17 protein-coding genes are annotated in these 18,159 nt (G+C 61.3%); 9 read left to right on the top strand and 8 right to left on the bottom strand.

The genetic code is table 11. From position 1 onward, the window contains the following. Positions 1-94 precede the first annotated feature (94 nt). From ASE80_RS06875 to ASE80_RS06840, 8 genes are all read right to left on the bottom strand, one after another. A complete protein-coding gene (locus tag ASE80_RS06875) occupies positions 95-1,264 on the bottom strand; it encodes an MFS transporter (RefSeq protein WP_056858260.1) in 1,170 nt (389 codons plus the stop codon). Positions 1,265-1,280: 16 nt separating this feature from the next. Next, on the bottom strand, positions 1,281-2,696 hold the full coding sequence (locus ASE80_RS06870) for a saccharopine dehydrogenase C-terminal domain-containing protein (RefSeq protein WP_056858259.1): 1,416 nt from the start codon (positions 2,694-2,696) through the stop codon (positions 1,281-1,283). 1 nt (position 2,697) lies between these two features. After that, complete coding sequence (locus tag ASE80_RS06865) at positions 2,698-3,408, bottom strand: hypothetical protein (RefSeq protein ID WP_056858258.1); 711 nt, start codon at positions 3,406-3,408, stop codon at positions 2,698-2,700. Between the two features lie 392 nt (positions 3,409-3,800). Continuing rightward, positions 3,801-4,184 carry a 5-carboxymethyl-2-hydroxymuconate isomerase gene (locus ASE80_RS06860; RefSeq protein ID WP_056858257.1) on the bottom strand — a complete coding sequence of 128 codons (384 nt, stop codon included), beginning with the start codon at positions 4,182-4,184 and terminating at the stop codon, positions 3,801-3,803. A gap of 61 nt (positions 4,185-4,245) precedes the next feature. After that, positions 4,246-5,076: a phytanoyl-CoA dioxygenase family protein gene (locus ASE80_RS06855; protein ID WP_056858256.1), complete on the bottom strand. Its 831-nt coding sequence runs from the start codon at positions 5,074-5,076 to the stop codon at positions 4,246-4,248. A gap of 40 nt (positions 5,077-5,116) precedes the next feature. Continuing rightward, a complete protein-coding gene (locus ASE80_RS06850) occupies positions 5,117-6,496 on the bottom strand; it encodes an MFS transporter (RefSeq protein WP_056858255.1) in 1,380 nt (459 codons plus the stop codon). Between the two features lie 10 nt (positions 6,497-6,506). After that, entirely contained in the window at positions 6,507-7,664 is a 1,158-nt protein-coding gene (locus ASE80_RS06845; protein WP_056858254.1) for a hypothetical protein, read from the bottom strand. Between the two features lie 21 nt (positions 7,665-7,685). Beyond that, on the bottom strand, positions 7,686-8,672 hold the full coding sequence (locus ASE80_RS06840) for an aldo/keto reductase (protein ID WP_056858253.1): 987 nt from the start codon (positions 8,670-8,672) through the stop codon (positions 7,686-7,688). Between the two features lie 314 nt (positions 8,673-8,986). Here ASE80_RS06840 and ASE80_RS06835 point away from each other — a divergent pair, with 314 nt between their 5' ends. From ASE80_RS06835 to ASE80_RS06795, 9 genes are all read left to right on the top strand, one after another. Then, the gene (locus ASE80_RS06835) at positions 8,987-10,642 is read left to right on the top strand and encodes a GH3 family domain-containing protein (protein ID WP_056858252.1); all 1,656 of its coding nucleotides are present in this window, start codon (positions 8,987-8,989) and stop codon (positions 10,640-10,642) included. Between the two features lie 15 nt (positions 10,643-10,657). After that, positions 10,658-11,536 (top strand): alpha/beta hydrolase, encoded by an 879-nt coding sequence (locus ASE80_RS06830; protein WP_056858251.1) that lies wholly within the window; start codon positions 10,658-10,660, stop codon positions 11,534-11,536. After that, on the top strand, positions 11,523-12,716 hold the full coding sequence (locus tag ASE80_RS06825; protein WP_056858250.1) for an enolase C-terminal domain-like protein: 1,194 nt from the start codon (positions 11,523-11,525) through the stop codon (positions 12,714-12,716). The genes ASE80_RS06830 and ASE80_RS06825 overlap by 14 nt, the downstream gene beginning before the upstream one ends. After that, positions 12,713-14,434, top strand: a complete 1,722-nt coding sequence (locus ASE80_RS06820; protein WP_056858249.1) for a thiamine pyrophosphate-binding protein — start codon at positions 12,713-12,715, stop codon at positions 14,432-14,434. Before ASE80_RS06825 ends, ASE80_RS06820 begins: the two co-directional genes overlap by 4 nt. Before the next feature lie 10 nt (positions 14,435-14,444). After that, a complete protein-coding gene (locus ASE80_RS06815) occupies positions 14,445-15,317 on the top strand; it encodes a hypothetical protein (protein ID WP_056858248.1) in 873 nt (290 codons plus the stop codon). After that, complete coding sequence (locus ASE80_RS06810; protein ID WP_056858247.1) at positions 15,310-15,630, top strand: Dabb family protein; 321 nt, start codon at positions 15,310-15,312, stop codon at positions 15,628-15,630. Before ASE80_RS06815 ends, ASE80_RS06810 begins: the two co-directional genes overlap by 8 nt. Beyond that, complete coding sequence (locus tag ASE80_RS06805; RefSeq protein ID WP_056858246.1) at positions 15,617-16,327, top strand: SDR family oxidoreductase; 711 nt, start codon at positions 15,617-15,619, stop codon at positions 16,325-16,327. The genes ASE80_RS06810 and ASE80_RS06805 overlap by 14 nt, the downstream gene beginning before the upstream one ends. A 109-nt stretch (positions 16,328-16,436) precedes the next feature. Beyond that, positions 16,437-17,009: a TetR/AcrR family transcriptional regulator gene (locus ASE80_RS06800; protein ID WP_056858245.1), complete on the top strand. Its 573-nt coding sequence runs from the start codon at positions 16,437-16,439 to the stop codon at positions 17,007-17,009. Positions 17,010-17,124: 115 nt separating this feature from the next. Next, positions 17,125-18,150 carry a hypothetical protein gene (locus ASE80_RS06795; protein WP_056858244.1) on the top strand — a complete coding sequence of 342 codons (1,026 nt, stop codon included), beginning with the start codon at positions 17,125-17,127 and terminating at the stop codon, positions 18,148-18,150. Positions 18,151-18,159: the final 9 nt, after the last annotated feature.

Here is an 18,159-nt window from a genome sequence, read left to right as displayed (position 1 = left end):
CTGAATCCAACGTCCACAGATTACCCCGCCCCACCACCTCAACAAAAAAAGACCTCCACAGACGTCTTTTTTTGTACCTGAAACCCACCCCCAATCACCCCCGCACCGGATCTCTACGCAACACCAACACCCCCACAAAAACCACCCCCACCACCCCCACCGATATCATCAACCCATGCCCACTCACATAAGAAACCATCCCCCCCGTAACAATCGGCCCCAACACACTCCCCAACGTATAAAACATCGCAATTGCCGTCATCGCCGTAGACACCTGATGCTCCCCCACCCGATCTCCCGCTTCGATCACCGCCAAGGTGTTCATCCCGCCAATCGCGCCACCCCACAGAAACACGATAAGCGTCGCCAACCAGGGAAGCGGCTGGCTGAACGGGATGGCGAATGTGCCCAGCAGCAGGACCAACCCGCAAACCAGTTGGCCGATTTTGTAGGAGCTGCGGTCGGCCATCCAGCCGATGGGCAGTTGCAGGAGGGTGCCGCCGATGCCGAAGACGGAGATCAGCAGGGTTGCGGCGGTGAGGAGGTAGCCGGCCGAGAGGCTGTAGCCGGCCAGGAATGATACGGATGAGGTTTCGGCGAAGCCGGCGATAAATGCGCCGCAGAGTGCGGTGGGGATGAGGCTGAATAATTTGCCGTGGCGTTTTTCTGCCGGGGTTTGTGGTTGGGTGTCGTAGGGTTTGAGGGTGAGTGCCAGTAGGCCGGAGAGCAGGACGATGACGGCGCAGGCGTAGTAAGGCGTGGCGCTGCCGACGCCGAAGACCACCAGCAGCAAAGGGCCGACGGCGATGCCCAGGCCCATGAGGGTTTCGTGCACGCCGATCGCGCGGCCGCGTTCGTCTTTGGAGGCGACGGCGACGATCCAGGTGTCGCAGGCGATCCAGCGCAGGATCAGGCCGATGCCGAGGACAAAATTCAGCGCAAAAATCAGCCCCAGGTGATGGGTCAGGGTCATGCCGATCAGCGCGCCAACGGTGAGCAGTGCACTGAGGATGTTGGTTTTGACCAGCCCCAGGTGGGCGAGCAAACGCGGTACCCATTTGTACAGCAGCAGGATCGCCAGCCAGGAGGCGCTGACAATCACGCCGATTTTGGCCGGCTCCACGCCTTGCTGTTCCAGCGACAGCGACAGCAGTGGCGTGACGGTGCCGATCTGCACGATCTGCGAGAGTGCCGAGAGGGTGTTGATCTTGGTCAGGGCAAACCAGCGCTGTTTGTCGGTGTATTCGATGCTCGGGCTTTCCATGGGTGACAGGCCTTGTTTAAACCGCCGTAAAGTGTTCGAACTGCCACGGGCACAACTCACCTTCGGGCTTGTGGAACAGGGCATTGATGGTGTCCAGCGGCGTCCAGTCGGTCTGGATGCCTTGGAGGCTGCCAAGGAAGGGTAGAGCAATTTCCAGCACGCGTTGGTGGTCCATCTGTTCCGGCTCGACGATGCCACGGTCGGGGTTTTCGATGGCCCAGAGAATACCCGAGTACACACCGGCGGCCACTTGCAGGCTGGTGGCGGTGTTGAACGGGGCAATCTGGCGCGCTTCGTCGATGCTCAGGATCGAGCCGTACCAGTAGGCATTCAGGGCGTGGCCCATGAGCAAAACGCCCAGTGCATCGACGCCACCAGGGGCAATCTCGTCGTTCATGATTCGCTTGGTGTCCTGGAGCTTCCAGCCTCGGCCGACATATTCATGCACTGACAACAGCGCATCGTCGCAAGGGTGATAGGCGTAATGCACGGTGGGCCGGTACAGCAGCGTCTCGCCCACTTTGACGGTCAGAAAGTCGGGCAGCGAGATGGCTTCATTGTGGGTAATCAGCAGGCCGGTGCAGGGCCCGCCGTTGGGCGTCCAGGTTTTCACCGAGACCGAGGCGCCGGGGCGCTCCAGGTAAATGGCGTTATTGGAGCCGAACAGATGATGATGGGCGAACGGTGGCCAGGTTTTCTCGTGGGAGCCCCAGCCCAGTTCGGCAGGCTGCCCGGCTTCGCTGACGAAGCCGTCGACGGACCAGGTGTTGACGAACTCGTCGTCGGTTTTGATGCGTGACGAGCGCTGAGTGTCGCGCTCGGCAATGTGGATCACCTTGACGTTCAGTGCCATCGCCAGCTCGCCCCAGGCCACGCCCTCCTGGCCGCCTGGGACGCTCACGTCGAGTTTCGCCGCGAGCTGCAGCAAGGCCGATTTGACGAAGTGCGACACCAGGCCCGGGTTAGCGCCATGGGTCACCACCGCTGTCGGGCCGGGGCCCAGCTCACTTCTCAGCGACAGCAACTGGTCGCGCAACGCGTAGTTGGAACGCTGCGAGGTGCTCAGGCTCGGTTCGTTATAGGTGCCGGCCCAGGGTTCAATGCAGGTGTCGAGGTACAGAGCGCCGTGGGCATGGGCAAAGCGGATCAGGTCGGCGCTGCTGACATTCACCGACAGGTTGACGATGAAATCCCCCTGACGCACCACGTCGCGTAGCACGCCACCAAGGTTTTCGGGCGTGAGCGCCACGTCGATAAAGCTCACGCCGAGGTCAACAAAGGGTTGGTGCTGCTCGATCTGCGGGGCGATTACCACCACCGACGAAAGCTCGAATGTACGCGCGCTCACCAGCAGCCCGAGGGTCGCCTTGGTGATCGAGCCAAAACCGATAAACACCCACTTTTTGCCGGAAATAATCGCGTCCTTGCTCATTTCAAATGGCCTCAAGAGTCGTTTCAGCTGTATCCAGGTGCTGGCTGCCAGGCGTGGCCGTTTCGCTGAAGTCCGGGATACGCCCGCTGGCGAAATATTGTTCCCATTCACAAAATATCTTCGGCACGTAGATCAACGGCATATCGTGCCGGTACAAGGCCTTTACCGATTCGGCAAACGCCGGGTCCTGATGGTTGGCGAACCAGTACCGATTATTGTCATGCAAGTACACCGGGCACTTTTGAACATCGGTCATGGCGATGTAGTTACCCAGGGTTTTTTCGGCAATACGCTGCCAACCATGTAACACCACTTCGTAAAGTTGGCCGCGCTCTGCAGGGGTCAACTCATAGACTTCGCGCTTGAACTTCTGCACGCTCATGTCGCGACAGAACATTGAAAAGGCATAGACATCCGAGTTGAAGTTAACTGCCGGAATCGGCGCTGACATCAAAGGGTCATAAAGTTCGTCGTTCAGGTCATCGGATTGCGGACAGAACGCCACTGCATCAAAGTCTTCGAACAACACCTTGGCATTGGTCACCGGGCACGTCAGGTAGAGCTTTTTATTCAGCGTATGGCCGGTCGCCAATGCTTCGGCAGAGAACTCACTGAGCGGGCTGAACAGCGCCGACAGGCGCCGTACTTCCTGGGCCACGCTGTATTGGCCCTGCTCAGGGTGGGTGGTCGGGCAGATGATCAAACAGGCCACTACTTCTCGAGCTTCAAGGGCGCGTACATACGCCTCAAAACTATCCCTGACATCTTGCGTGGTCCGCGCAACCGCCAACATATAACGATTTTTACTGAACTCCCGTCGCCCGGCCGCACACCCCAGGCAACTGGTAAACCACTCTCTTATTTCTTCTATTATCTGTTGATCATCCATGAGCCACCGTCCTGGTTATGTTCCAAGTGGTGTGACAGCCTGGCATGAGAACGGCTTGATCTCTCTGGATCCCGGCGTGATTACGCAGCGATTAGTACATCGCAAAAATCTCAAAGACCAATACTGTTACGACATAAGGTTATAAAAAACTTTTCATCGAACTGACTGCAACGGAACACGCTTGTGAATAACGGCATTGGTTATTTACATAGCATTTACGGCAGTAAGGTCGCCGATCGCTTGCGCACATAACCACTGGCCGGAACCTCGGTGACTTGCACCGACAGATCAACCTTATGTCGCAGCAGCGCAGGCGCGAAGATATCGGCCATCACTTCGAGCAGCGCCGTGCTGAGCGCGCGTCGCTGCTCATCGTCACCGGCCTTGCCGGTCACCGTGGAGACGTTGAGGTGGATGAAATGCTGGCGCTCGTCACAATCGCCAACGAACGCGTGGTCGTAGCTGACCAGGCGGGTTTTGACCAGGTCCAGTCGCAACCCCGACACCTCGACCAGTGTTCGATGCAGACGCTGGCAGGCACTTTTGAAATCAACCTCGTCAGCCACCCCGGCGGTGTACTCAAGATAGACATGTGGCATGTGCAGTTCCCCTCACGTAATAGAACGCCGACCGGCAAGCGCCGGCCGGAGTACACGGCTGTCAACGGGTCGGGATAACGGGAAACTTGGGGTGCTCCATCGGCATGTCGAGCGTCAGCCCAAGCGGGTCGGTGCGATGGTTCGAGGCGCCGGTGTAGCGCGCCGACACCGGCAGCCACAGGGTGGAATACACCCAGCGCGGCACATTGGAGCTGTTGGCGGGCGCCGCATGGATCACGTTCATGTCGTGCACGGTGGCATCGCCGGCCTTGAGTGCAATCGGCGGCGACATCTCGAACTCGTCCAGCACCCACGGGTGCTCGTCGAGCAAGGTCACGTTATCGCGGCGGTTGAAGTAACGCCCCAGCATGCCCGCCCGATGGCTGCGGCTGAGAAACTGCATGGTGCCCATTTCCGGCGTCAGGTCGACCAGTGCAATCCAGATATTCAACGCGCCCTGCCGATCCAGCGGGTGGTGGGGAAAGTCCTGGTGCCAAGGTGTGTCGCCACCGGCCTCGGACTCGGGGTTCTTGGCGAACACGTGGTCGGAATAGAACCGCACTTCCTCGCCCACCAGTTGCGAAGCAATGCTGGCCAGCTGCGGCGAATGGCTGAGCGCCTTGATCTGCGGGCAAGTACTGGAGACTTCATCCCAGCGCGCATACCAGCGGTAGGCATTCTCGATCTGCTTGCCCGGGTCGTTGCGGTCGACCGTGCGCGCCACCTCGCCCATGCGGGTCTTGGCCTCCTGGAGCAACATCTGCACCGTCTCGGCGTTGATCACGTTTTCCAGTTTCATCCACCCATTGGCCCGAAAATCCAGGATTTGCTGGGCATCCAGTTGGCGCGGCGCGTAGCCGGAATTTGCCTCGGTCTTCATGACTGCTTGCATGTTCAATCTCCATTGCTTCCAGGGTTTATTGAGCACTGCTTCAGGCGGCCGATTGCGCGGCCAGGGGTTGCTTGCGCAACAACACGAGCGTCAACGCCCAGCCTGCGGCCAACAGCAGCGCGGACAAGGCGATAACTTGGGCGAACCCGTGGCCGAACTGGGCTGCATCGGTCACGTTGATCAACAGGCTGAAGATGGCCACTCCGATCAGGCCACCCACTTGGCGCGAGGCATTGACGATGGCCGAGGCCACGCCGGACTTGTCACTGCTGACGTGGTTGACGGCGGTGGCGGTCAGGGTCGGCACCGTGAGTGAAATACCGAAGCCGATCACAAACATTTGCACGGCGATGTTGGCGTATGGCGCGCCCCCCACGAATGGCGTCAGTGCCACCACGCCGAGCAGCGCGATGGCCAGGCCCAGCGCCAGCAGGCGCCGCTCACCCAGCTTGGGCAGCCAGCGGGCAGCCAGCTGATTGCCGAAAAACAGCACGCCGGTCATGGGGATAAAGGCCAGCCCGGTATTGATCACCGAGTAGTGATTGACCTGCTGTAAAAAGATGCTGAACACAAAAATCAGCCCGTAGAACACGAAGTTGACGATCACGCCCAGTATCGAGGCCAGGCTGAACGCTGCGTTGTTGAACACCGCGAGCGGCACCATCGGCCGGGCCGTGCGCGACTCGACCCACAAAAACCCGAGCAGGCCGCCGACAAAGCACACGGCATGCACCGCAACGCGCAGATCGACACCGTTCTGGCGGCCCAGCTCGATCACCGCGTAGGTCAAGTTGGCCAAGGTAAACAATGCCAGCAACTGCCCCCACAAATCGAAACCGCCTTTGTGATTGGCCGGGATACGTGGCGCATTGATCAGGCACAACACGATGCCGATCAGGCCAATGGGCAAGTTGATGAAAAAGATGCTGCGCCAGCCGAACACACCAATCAGCAAACCGCCCACCACCGGGCCGGCGGCCAGCGCGATACCGGCGACGCCCGCCCACAAGGCAATGGCCTTGCTGCGTTCGGCGGGCACCTCAAAGGTAATTCGCACCAGCGCCAGGGAAGTGGGCACCAACAGTGCCGCGCCGATACCTTGCAGCGCGCGAAAGCCGATCAGCGTGGGCAAGGTGTCCGCCAGGCCGCAGCCGAGCGAGGCCAAGGTAAAGACCGCATACCCCCACAGGAAGATTTTCTTGTGGCCAAACCGGTCACCCAACGCGCCACCGGTCAGCAAAAACGAGGCAAACAACAGCGTGTAGGCGTTGACGATCCATTGCAGTTGCAGCACGTCGGTGGCGAACTCGGCCTTGAAGCTTTCAAGGGCCACGTTGACCACGCTCACATCGAGCAGCACCACCACAAAGCCAAGGCAGGTGGCGAACAGGGTCAACTTCTTATGACTGGAAGTATCCATTATCAATTCCTCAGGAGGTGTGGAGCGCAGCCGGCAGCGACTCCAGGGTCGCCTCGAGCTGCGCCTTGAACGCCAGCGCCGTAGCGCGTTCGACTTTCAGCGAACTGAACGCCAGCGCCGCATGCCAGTTGCCATTGAATCTGCCCAGGTGCAGGACGAAGTCGTAGTTGCCGCCGGAGCGGTTAACCAGGGTTGAGAAGCCGAGCACAGCCGGCGCGGGGTGAGTCAAGAAGCGGTCCAGCGGCCCGGTATTGGTAAAGGCCAGCGCGGGCCGCGGGCTGTCGTTGGCCGCACTGGTCGGGGGTGCGCCCAGTTGCGCGCGGCCCTCGGCGACCGCCTGCGCATAGCGCTCAATACAGCCGAGCACGCCTGGGTTTTGCCGTGCAAAGGTGGTTCTGCGCACGTCGATCAGGCAGGCCTTGGTCAACGGATGGCCATGGCTGGCGGGTTCACGCAGTGAATACGCGGTGAACAAGTCGAACGCCGGCACATCCGCAAAGCTCTGATAACTGTGGGCCAGCACCCCGCCCCAAATGGCATTGGTGGTGAAGCCAGACGACGCGCGCAGTTGATCCAGGCGTTCGGTGGCCTTTCGGCTGACCTGCAGCCGGACAAAATCGGCGTAGCTGGCTTTACCCGTCTCAAGGGGTGACCCGCGCCAATGCTTCAGGCGGATATGGAACGCCTGCGACACCCGGCTATCGAGGCTCGCGGGCGTCGCGCCGAGGTAACCGGCCAGGCTGTTGACCAGCCTGGCGGTGCTGTAACCGTCGGAGATCGCATGGTTACGTGTCAGCAGAATATGGGTCTGGTTGATCTCGGCATCGGCAACCACTAACGCGCGCCAGCCCTCTTGATCCCCCAGCAAGCGGTTCAATTCAAGCTTGAGCAACACGTCGGTACGCCGCGACGGTGGCGTCGTGCTGGTCGACGACTGCACGTGATTGTCGACCGGTACGAACCCGTACCGGTCATCACCGACCGGCACAATCTTCTGGTGCAGGAACGGATACTCCGCCACCAATTGCGCGAACGCTTTGCGGGCCTGCACAGGGCCCACACACCCAGGCACCGTCAGCAACGAGGTCACCTGCGTGTTGCCGTTACGTTGCAAAAAGTTCTGGTGAAAGCGCTGTTCCGTTTCGTCGAGCAAGCGGTGCGGTTGCATGGCTGGCCTCCCTGGCAGTGCCTATCGGTCGATGAACTGCATCATTCGCTGCTCGTAGCGCTCACCGGCAACCGCCCACTGCCCCAGCAAGGCCTCGATCGCCTGAAGCTGTTCAGCGCTGAGCACGCAGTCGTCGGCGGCGACGTTTTCTTCCAGGTAGGCCACACGCTTGGTGCCGGGGATCACCGCCAGGTGCGGGCTGCGCGTCAGCAGCCAGGCCAGCGCCAATTGCGCGGGCGTCATCGACCAGGACGCGGCCAGCGCCAGAATCGACTCGGTCAGAAAAGTGTTGGCCGCGAAATTTTCTTCGCGAAAGCGCGGGTCCTGCTGGCGGAAGTCATTGGCGTCGTAGTTCGCGGCGCTGACGGCCTTGCCGGTCAAAAAACCTCGGCCCAAGGGGCAGAACGCGACGTAGCCGATCCCCAGGTTGTGCAGCAGCGGCAAGATCTCTTGCTCGACATTGCGCTCCCACAACGAGTACTCGCCCTGGACTACAGAGATCGGGTGGGTGTTATGGGCGCGCTCGATCGTGCTTGTCCCCACCTCACAGAGGCCCAGGTACTTGACCTTGCCCTGATCAACAAGGCGCCCCATCGCGCCTACCACCTCTTCGATGGGAATGGTGGGGTCGAGCCGGTGCTGATACAGCACATCAATGTGGTCGGTGCCCAGCCGTTTGAGGGAGGCCTCGACGACCTTTTGCAGATTGCCCTGCGAGCTGTCGACGCCAACGATCTGGCCGTCGACGATGCGGAAACCAAACTTGGTGGCGATCACCACCTCTTCACGCCGACCGGCAAACGCGCGCTGCAACAGCCGCTCGTTGGTAAACGGCCCGTATGCCTCGGCCGAGTCGAAGAAGTCCACGCCCAGCTCCAGCGCACGGTGCAGGGTTCGCACCGATTCGTTGTCATCGGTAGCGCCATACCACTGGCTCATGCCCATGCAGCCAAGGCCGATGCGGCCGACACGCAGCCCTTGAGTACCCAATGTGATCCTGGAAACCATGGAATCGCCCTCCTTGTGATACTGATCGTTCTACATAATTTTCAAAAAATCGCTTCTCCGTCAACACAAAACTTCGATAAATAAAATTTAATTTTCGCCTCAACGCCGCAAGAACAATCCTGAACGCCCCCTAAAAACGTATAAATAACAGGAATTTAATCAACAAAACAGGCACCAGATTAATCTCGTCATACAAACCAAATGATTGGATCCAAGAACAAGAAACATATTGACACATAAAATTTGAGGGACTAAACACTCACAACAGAGACATACCAGTCTCTCTTTCCTTTCACGTGATCGAGGACGAACGCATGGGCAAGATGGACTCTTGGATCGGCCATTGGGAACGCAGGGTGCCGACCTTCAAAGCTGAATGCGCCCAAGCGCAAGCGAACTATTTGGAAAGGCTCGACAAACCCCTCCGGGCACAGGAACACGTGCTTGAGGACATCATTTCGGTGTGCCAGAAATCGCTGTTCTGGAAGGAAAACGGCTTTCAGGTCAGCCACTGCAACGGCCGCATCACCCGCACCAACATCCCGGTCATGACCTACGAAGGGTTCCGCGAAATCCTGGTGCGTGAAGGCCAGCAAAAAGGCGGGATACTCAGCTGCAGCCCAGTGGTGCGCTGGCTCAAGACCAGCGGCACCACCGGCCAGTCCAAGCGCATTCCTTACACGTTGCACTGGATCCGCCAGTACCGGGTGCCCGCCATCCAGGCCATGTGGGGCTTTTTTGGCCATGACTACCCGGCGCTGCATGCCAACCCCTGGGCCACGCTGGACACCCAGACCGTGCGTGACCCGAGTAACGAATACGTGGAAGGCCTGCCCTACCAGGCCATCAGCAACCGCCACCCGCAAATCGGCAGCGGCGACTGGAACCCGCCCTGGTATGAAGCCCCCTGGTTCACGCCGACCCAAGATGCCAGCCATGAACAGAAGATGTACGCCCGGCTGCTGTGGACCTTGGGCGAAGACGTAAGGCTGCTCACCGCGATCAACCCCAGCACCCTGCTTTCCCTGCACCACAGCCTGCTGGAAAACCGCGAACGTCTGCTGCGTGACCTGCATGACGGCGCCCACACCGGCAGCCTTTTGCGCGCAGCCGACCCGGCTGCCGCGCGACGGCTGGAGACGGTGCTCGCGGCTGACGGGGTGTCGCTGACCGATGTATGGCCGGGGCTTGAGCGCTTCAGTTGCTGGACGGCGGCGTCGGCCAAACTCTACAAGCCACAGCTGGAGCGGATCATGGGGCAGGCCAAGGTGCTGCCCTTCATGTCGTGCGGTACCGAAGGCGTGGTGACCTTGCCAGTCGACGCTGACCAGGACAGCCAACCACTGGCGGTGGACCAGGCGTTCTTCGAGTTCATCCCCGTGTCGGTGGACATGGATGCACTGGTACGCGACCAGGCGCAACCGGAAACCGTTGCCCTGGACCAACTCAAAGAAGGCGACGAATACCACCTGGTCATGTGGCAGGGCAACGGCATGGTCCGTATGTACACCGGTGATATTTACCGCGTGCACGGCTATTACCGTGGCGTGCCGCGCATCAGTTTCAGCCGCCGCAACGGCGTCATGCACTCCTTCACCGGCGAAAAAATCACCGAGACCCAGCTGCACGAAGCCGTGCAGATGTGCGGCATTCCCAATGCCGGGCTGTACCTGTGCGCTCCGGTCTGGCACGAAACGCCTTACTACGCCGTCGCCATCGAGGCCGGCGGCGCGTCGTGCGGCGAGTCGCAAACCCTCAGCCAACTGCTCGACGGGCACTTGCAGGCGATCAATATCGAGTACGAGTCCAAGCGCTCCAGCAAGCGCCTGGGGCAAATCAAGGTCATCACGGTGCCCGGCAACGCGATCTCCATGGCCATCGAGCGCGAGAAGGCCGCGAGGAAAACCCTGCAGATCAAATACAAGCCCTTCCAACCGGACCTGTCCCTGCTGGGCATCCAGCAATTCTGATCTTGAGAGGCACTCATGAATATGCACTTGTTTGCACACAGCATTGCGCGTGAAGTTCACCACTTGGCTCAGGCAGATCGGCGCATGGCCCTGCACGCCTGGCGCCCCCAGCGGCCGCAAGGGGCGATTTTGTATTTTCATGGCCTGCAAAGCCACGCTGGCTGGCTGTGGTCGGTGGGCAACGCCTTCGCCAACCTGGGCATCGCGTTTTACGCCCTTGACCGCGAAGGGTGCGGCATCAGCAGCGGCCAGAAACATGGCTTCCCGGATGTGCGCACGCTGCACGCAGATGCGGCGGCAGCCATCGAGCACATCCGCCGTGAAGTGCCCGACGACATTCCGCTGTGCCTGTTCGGCCACTGCCTGGGCGGGTCGGTGCTGGCGGCCATCGCAAGCAGCAGCTACGCGCAATTGCCCTATGACAATCTGGTGATCTGCTCGGCGTGGCTGGGCAAGATGCACGACCGCTTGAGTGAGCAGGAGCGCGCCAGTATCGACCTGGACGACCGGCAAAGCCTGTGGGATTCGGGCCTCGACGCCGAAGACTTCACCGCCAACCCGCACCTGGTCGAATTTATCCGTAACGACGCGCTGGCGACCACTCACCTGGAGCATCGCGAACGCAAGAAGTTGCTGGCCCTGGAGAAGGTTTACCTGGCGGCCGACGCCCGCCCTATCGACGCGCCCAGCCTGTTTATCTGCGCTAATAAAGACCCGCTGGTGGATGTGAATGCCACGGTGGGCCACTTCCAGCGCCTGTGCCGCAACGGCTCGACCCTGCTGGTGAACCAGGACAAGCACTACCTGTTTTTTACCCCGGCCATGGGGCAGGTCGTGCAGTTCACCGCCGACTTCGTCAAAGCCAACGGACGCTACGCCTATGACGCCGCCTGAGGTCTACCTCGTGCGCCAGCCCATGGCCAACCCGTTCGTGCATGGCGCCCACCGACGCCTCAGCTCAGACAGTGTGGTGCTCAGTTGGACGCTCGGTGCCTTTACCGGGATCGGTGAATGCGCGCCGCGCCGCTACGTGACCGGCGAGGACTGCGAGTCGGTGCTGACCCAACTGCGCAGCCTTGACTTCGCGCATCTGGCAAAAGCATTGGCCAGCGGCGACCCGGTCGACCGAGGCCGTGCGCTTTATGAGCACGGCCTGCCCGGCGAGGACGATGCAAGCCTGGGCAACAATACCCGCTGCCTGGTGGAAATGGCGCTGCTCGACACCCTGGCGCAACAGGCCGGCCTGCCCTTGTCCGCCTACCTGCTGCGCATCACCGAGACGGCGCCGACGGCACGCCGCAGCCTGCCCGCCCAGGTCAACATCACCCAGGTGCTCGACCTGTCGCAACCGGTGCAAGCGTTCCTCGAACAGCGCAAACCGTTGCGCTCGCTCAAGCTCAAACTGGCCGGCGATGCCCAGGCCAATAAAGAGCGCCTGGGCAGCATCAAGGCGCTGGCGCCGAACCTGGCGCTGTATGTCGACCCGAACATGAGCTGGTCACCCGCGCAACTGCACAGCAGCGCCCGGCAGTTTCGCGAGCTCGGCGTGGCGCTGTTCGAGGAGCCCTTGCCGCGCGGCAGCCTGGAGGATTACCGCCAGGCGCGCCTCAAGCATGGCGTGCCGATCATGCTCGACGAGTCGGTCACCTCGGCCCTGAGCCTGGAACGCGCCTGGCAACACCAGGCGCTGGATGCGGTGAACCTGCGCATTGCCAAGTGCGGTGGCTTGCTCAGCAGCGCAAAAATGCTCGAGCAATGCCGCCGCTGGGGCCTGCCGGTTTACCTGGGCGTGCAGGTCGCTGAAGTCGGCCCGCTGATTGCCGCCCACCGCGCACTGCTGGCGGCCTTTGACGGTTTTATCGGCGTGGAGGCCGGCCAGCACGACCGCTTCTTCGACGACCACCTGCTCGACCCCATGCCGGCGATAGACCGGCAACACAACGCCATTCACCTGCCAGCCCATATGCAACCGGGCCTTGGCGGGCGGTTGACCGCCCACGTACTGCCCTACCGCTGCGCCCTCGGCGCGGACCAACACACTTATTTGCCCCACCACATGGAGCGTGCGCGATGAAGTATTTTTCCGATTTGCTTGTGGATCTGTTGATCAACCAGGGCATCGAGTACGTCTGCTTCAACCCCGGCGCGTCATTTCGCGGCATTCATGACTCGCTGGTGCATCACCCCGACCCTGCCGTGCCGGCCATCCTGATGTGCTGCCATGAAGAAATCTCGGTGGCCATGGCCCACGGTTATTACAAGGCCAGCGGCAAGCAAATGGCGGTATTGGTACATGCCAATATCGGCCTGCAACACGCGAGCATGGCCATCTTCAACGCCTGGTGCGACCGCGTGCCCTTGCTGGTATTGGGCGGCAACGGTCCGATCGATGCGGCCCTGCGGCGCCCGTGGATCGACTGGATCCACACGTCCCAGAGCATCGATAAAATTCTCTCGGGCTACACCAAATGGACCGACATGCCAGTGTCCCAGGCCGCCACCCTGGAGTCGGTGCAACGCGCGCTCAAACTCTGCGCCGCCGAGCCCCATGCCCCGTGCTATGTGGCCATCGACAGTGCGGTTCAGGAAGAGTCACTGGCCAACGGGCTCTCGCTGCCCGCCGGGCCGGTGCGCCCGGAACGCTTGCCGGCGCTGGATGACCAGCAACTGGCCGAACTGGTCACCCAGTTGATGAGCGCGCAACACCCCGTCATCGCCATCGACTACGCCGCACTCGACGATCAGCAGGCCGAGCAGTTGCTGGGCATCGCCAGCCTCACCGGTGCTGCGGTGATTTCCCGCAATGGCCGCTATAACGTGCCCAACACCCACCCTCTGGTGTTCCAGGACCATGATGCGCACCTGCTGGGCGAATGCGATTTTCTGTTGGCCTTGGAAGTCCAGGACCTGTATGGCCTGCTGGCCAACTCCGGGCAAAAACCCCACCCAGGTTTGTACATCGCCACCCTGGGCACCCATTCGCTGCTCATCAGCAGTTGGGTGGCCGACAGCCAGAAACTGGTGTGCGCCGACCTGGCCCTGCACGCCAACGTGGTCGCCTCCATCGCCCGTATTGCCGAGGCGGTGCAGGCATCCGCCGAACGCCGCGATAGCACGGCGCAGGCCTTGGTCAATGAGCGCATCGCGCGTATTACGGCGCACAAGCAGGTGCGCCGCCAGGCGTTGCTTGCACAGGTCACTCAACCTGCCGATGGTCTGACCATCGCCCAGGCACTGATCGCTATCCACGAAGCCATCGGGCACCAGCGCTGGGTACTCACCAACACCGGGAGCGTGACCATCGACACGCTGGTGCGCCAGCTCTGGCCGATCGATCGCAGCGAGGCGTATATCGGCATGAGCGGTGGTGCCGGGCTGGGTTATGGCCTGGGTGCAGCCATCGGCGCGGCCGTTGCCCACAAGGGCACGGGCCGGCTGAGCGTGAACCTGCAATCCGATGGCGATTTGCTCTATACGCCGAGCGCCCTGTGGACCTTGTCGGCCTACGACATTCCGTTGCTGGTGCTGGTGATCAACAACCGCCTCTACCTCAATTCCAAGCAACATGCCGAACGCATTGCCGACCTGCGCCACCGGCCCAGCGACCTGTCCAACCTGGGCACCAGCTTCCTTGAAAACGAAGTGGATTTTGTCGCCCTGGCGAAAACCTTCGACCTCTATAGCCCCGGCAGCGCCGACACCCCGGCGGCGATTCAAGAAAAGATCGCCGATTGCCTGGCCTATATGGAAACCCACGGCAAACCCGCCCTGCTTGAAATCAAGACCCTCTAGGAGCTTGCCCATGTCGATCATTTTTGAATGCGTGCGGGACGGCCAGCGCTACGTCACCAGCCCCGGCACCAGCGGGCAGTACAGCCTCTACCCGGTCGCCGACCTGTATGCGTTGTTGCGCGACACACCGGCGCGCGAATTCCCCGGTGGGCCACTGGCGTATCTGCGCGAACACTCGCCAGCGCCGTTGACGGTTACCGACCTCGCAGGCTTCGAGCTGCTGCCATGCCTGCTGCCGCCCGACCCGCGCCAGGGCGTGGTGTGCGGCTTTGGTTTGACCCACCAGAGCAAAGTCGCGCAGCCACCGGAAAGCGACGAGCGCCCGGCCTTTTTTATCAAGGGCTTTGCCGACACGCTCAAGCGCAGCGGCGATGTGCTGCGCATGAGTCGCGGCGCGCTGTCGGCGTGTGAAGAGGCGGAAGTGGTGGCGCTGTTTCTGGTGGCCGACAACGGCCGCCCGGACTACATCGGCTACACCTTCGGCAACGACCTTACCGATATCGCCCTGGCCAAATCCAAGCGCAACTACCTGGCCTACGCCAAGTTGCAGCCCAGCGCCATTTCCCACCTGCTGTATTGGCAGCCGCTGCCCGACCTGATCAGGGGCACAACCTCCATCTACCGCGCGGGCGACCTGCACTGGGAACAGCGCTTCAGCACCGGCCTTTCCTGCCTGTGTTATGACGCCGATGACCTGTTCGACACCCTGTGGCAGCACCCGTCACTGCGCCTGCCCGGCACGCTGATCTACCTCTATATGGGCGCCGATCGCAACAGTGCCGACGCCGGCATCCACCTCAGCCACGGCGATACCGTGGTGTGCGAGTTCGACAGCGGCCCGCGCCTGAGCAATTTGATCGAATGGGAGAACGTCCATGTATAAGCGCATCGTTTTACTCAAAAGCCCCGACGCCCCGGCCGTCTCGACGCTGCTGCAGGAACTGCACGGCTTTCCCGGCCGCGTGCCCGGCCTGGTCGCGGTGGAGGTGATTGCCGACAGCGGCGACCGCTCGCTGGGTTACGACCAGGGTTTTATCCTCACCTTTACCGACGAATCCGTACTCCCCGGCTGGCGAGAACACCCGTTGCACGCAGGCTTTCGCCCGCGCTTGCGTGCGTTGTGCGAGATGTTGATTTTCGATTACCCGCTCACACACCCTTTGCCACAGGAGGAATACCACCATGCCTACGCTTGAGCGCAATACCCAGGTGCTGGTCATCGGCGGCTCCGCCGGTATCGGCTTTGCCATCGCCAAACTGTTCCACCAGCAAGGTGCCACAGTCACCCTGGCCGGGCGCAGTGCCGCGCGGCTAAGCCAGGCGGCGCACGACATCGGCGCCGACGTTGCCACCGTGCCACTGGACGTCACGCAGCCGGCCGAACTGGAGCGCTTTTTTGCCCGGCCCACGCGCTGGAAGCACATCATTGTCACCGCCGCCTCGCTGACGTTCGGCCCGGTGCGCAGCGTTGCGCTGGAGGATGCGCAGCGCATCTTCGACAGCAAGTTCTGGGCGGCGTACCACATTGCCCGGCTGGCACCTTTTGACGAGGATGGCTCGCTGACCCTGGTCTCTGGGCGTTTTGCCCAGCGCGCCGGGCCGCAGACGGCACTGATCAGCGCGGTCAACGCCGGTATCGAAGGGTTTGCCCGTGGGCTTGCCAGCGAACTCTCGCCGGTGCGCGTCAACGTGCTGTCCCCGGGTTTTGTCGACACCGGCATGCACCCCGAAGCACTGGTACAGAAAATGCGCCAACGCAGCCAATCACTGCCTGTCAAACGCATCGCCCGGCCGGAAGACATCGCCTCGGCGGCCCTGCTGCTGGCCACCAACCCGATGATCAGCGGCACGGTACTGGCCGTAGACGGCGGGGACACCGTGAGCTTTACCTGAGGTTTTGCGACATATGGGCGAAACACCGAATCGAGACTGAGATAGACTGGTCTATATCATAATGTTACGGTTTTCGCCCATCCCAACTACTTGAACCTGGAGTTCCGAGTTGTCCGTATCGAAGAAGCAGCATGTCGTCGACACTGCTACCGGCCTGTTTTCCCAGCACGGTTTCCACCCCGTAGGCGTCGACTGGATCATCGAAGCATCGGGCGTCGCCAGAATGACGATGTACCGTAATTTCAACGGCAAGGAAGACCTGGTCAAAACCGTCTTGACGCAACGCTCGGCGCATCTGATCGAGCAATTGAAGACGCGCATGGATGAAAAGCCCAGCCTGGAAGAAAAGATCATTTCGATCTTCGATTGGCGTGGCCAGTGGTTCTGCTCCACCAGCTTCGCCGGCTGCCTGTTCGGCCGCGCGGTGGCCGAATACCCGGAGCACTCCGACATCCGCGAGATCGCCCTGGACTACAAGCACAAACTGCATGCGCTGGTAGAACACGAGATAGCCCGCCACCACACGCCCGAGACCGCGAGAACCCTCGCGACCTACATCATGATGCTGCTCGATGGGGCCACGGTGAATGCCCAGGCGTTCAGCAAAAGCCACTATGCCGGCGATGCCTGCGATGCGGCGCTGATGTTGCTTCGGTTTAATGTGGGCAAGCAGATTCGATAAGGGCTTGAACGTCTGGAAACGGGCGAGCCGTCTCACAACGCCTCGCCCTATGGAATCCCCCCACACTTCCCATTACCCTGACGGCCTTTATCAGACAACCGGAAGTCAGATACCCGTGCTCAAGCCCCTCGCCGTCATCGCCCTCGCCTTCACGCCCTTGCTCGCCAACGCCGCCGACCTTGCGGGCGTATGGCAAGGCACGCTGGGCAAATCCGCCATCACCGCCTGTTTCAACGGCGCCGACGGCGAGCAGGGCAGTTACTACTACCAGCGCATTCTCACGCCGATCCAACTGACCCAGGCCAGCGACAACGCGCCGTGGGTGGAAGCCGGCAATACCGGGCTGTGGAAGCTGGACAAACCCCAGGGCGATACGCTCGCGGGCGCCTGGAGCAAAACCAAAGACGCCAAATCGCTGCCACTGGCTTTGAAACGCATCAGCACCGACGGCTGCGGCAGCGATGCCTACAACGCGCCCATGGAAGCCGCGCCGCTGCCGGTGAAGACCGAGAAAAAAAGCTTCGAAAACCACGCGTATCTGCTCAAGGCCCAAGGCGCACAGGTCACGATCAAGCTCGAGGGCGACAGCCCGGCGATTCAGAAGATCAACCAGCAACTCGCTGCCATGGCTGTCAGCGATGAGGCGCAGGCGGACTACTTCCAGGAGCGCCGTGAGTACCTCGGGCGAAACGGCTCGGGCTACACCAGCGAAATCGACGTCGAGCCTGTGTATTGGTCGTCGCAATTCATCACGGTAAAGTTTTATCGCTGGGCGGCGGGCACTGGCGCGGGGGGCATCAGTTGGGGGCTGCACTCCTGGAACCTGCAAACCGGCGAACGTGTTGACCCGTGGACCTGGCTCGGCGGCCAACAACAAGGGTATGACATCTACTCCGGGCACGTGAAGTTGCCAGCCAGGTTCAGCGCCTGGCTGGCCAAACAAACCACCACCGACGAGGGCTGCCCGGCCATCACCAGCTACGACAGCTTCGACCTGAGCTTCAACACCCAAGGCTTGCAACTCGCCACACGTGCCACGGGCGACGGCTGCGACAATGACTTGAGCTTCACCTGGGCGCAATTGGAGCCGGTACTCACCGCGCAAGGCAAAGCGGCTTTGCCCAGCTTGAAACTGCCCTGAATACGGGGC

The organism is Pseudomonas sp. Leaf15, assembly GCF_001421425.1.
GTDB lineage: Bacteria > Pseudomonadota > Gammaproteobacteria > Pseudomonadales > Pseudomonadaceae > Aquipseudomonas > Aquipseudomonas salomonii.
The sequence above is the reverse complement of the archived record's forward strand: the minus strand, read 5'-3'. Positions and strand labels throughout refer to the sequence as shown.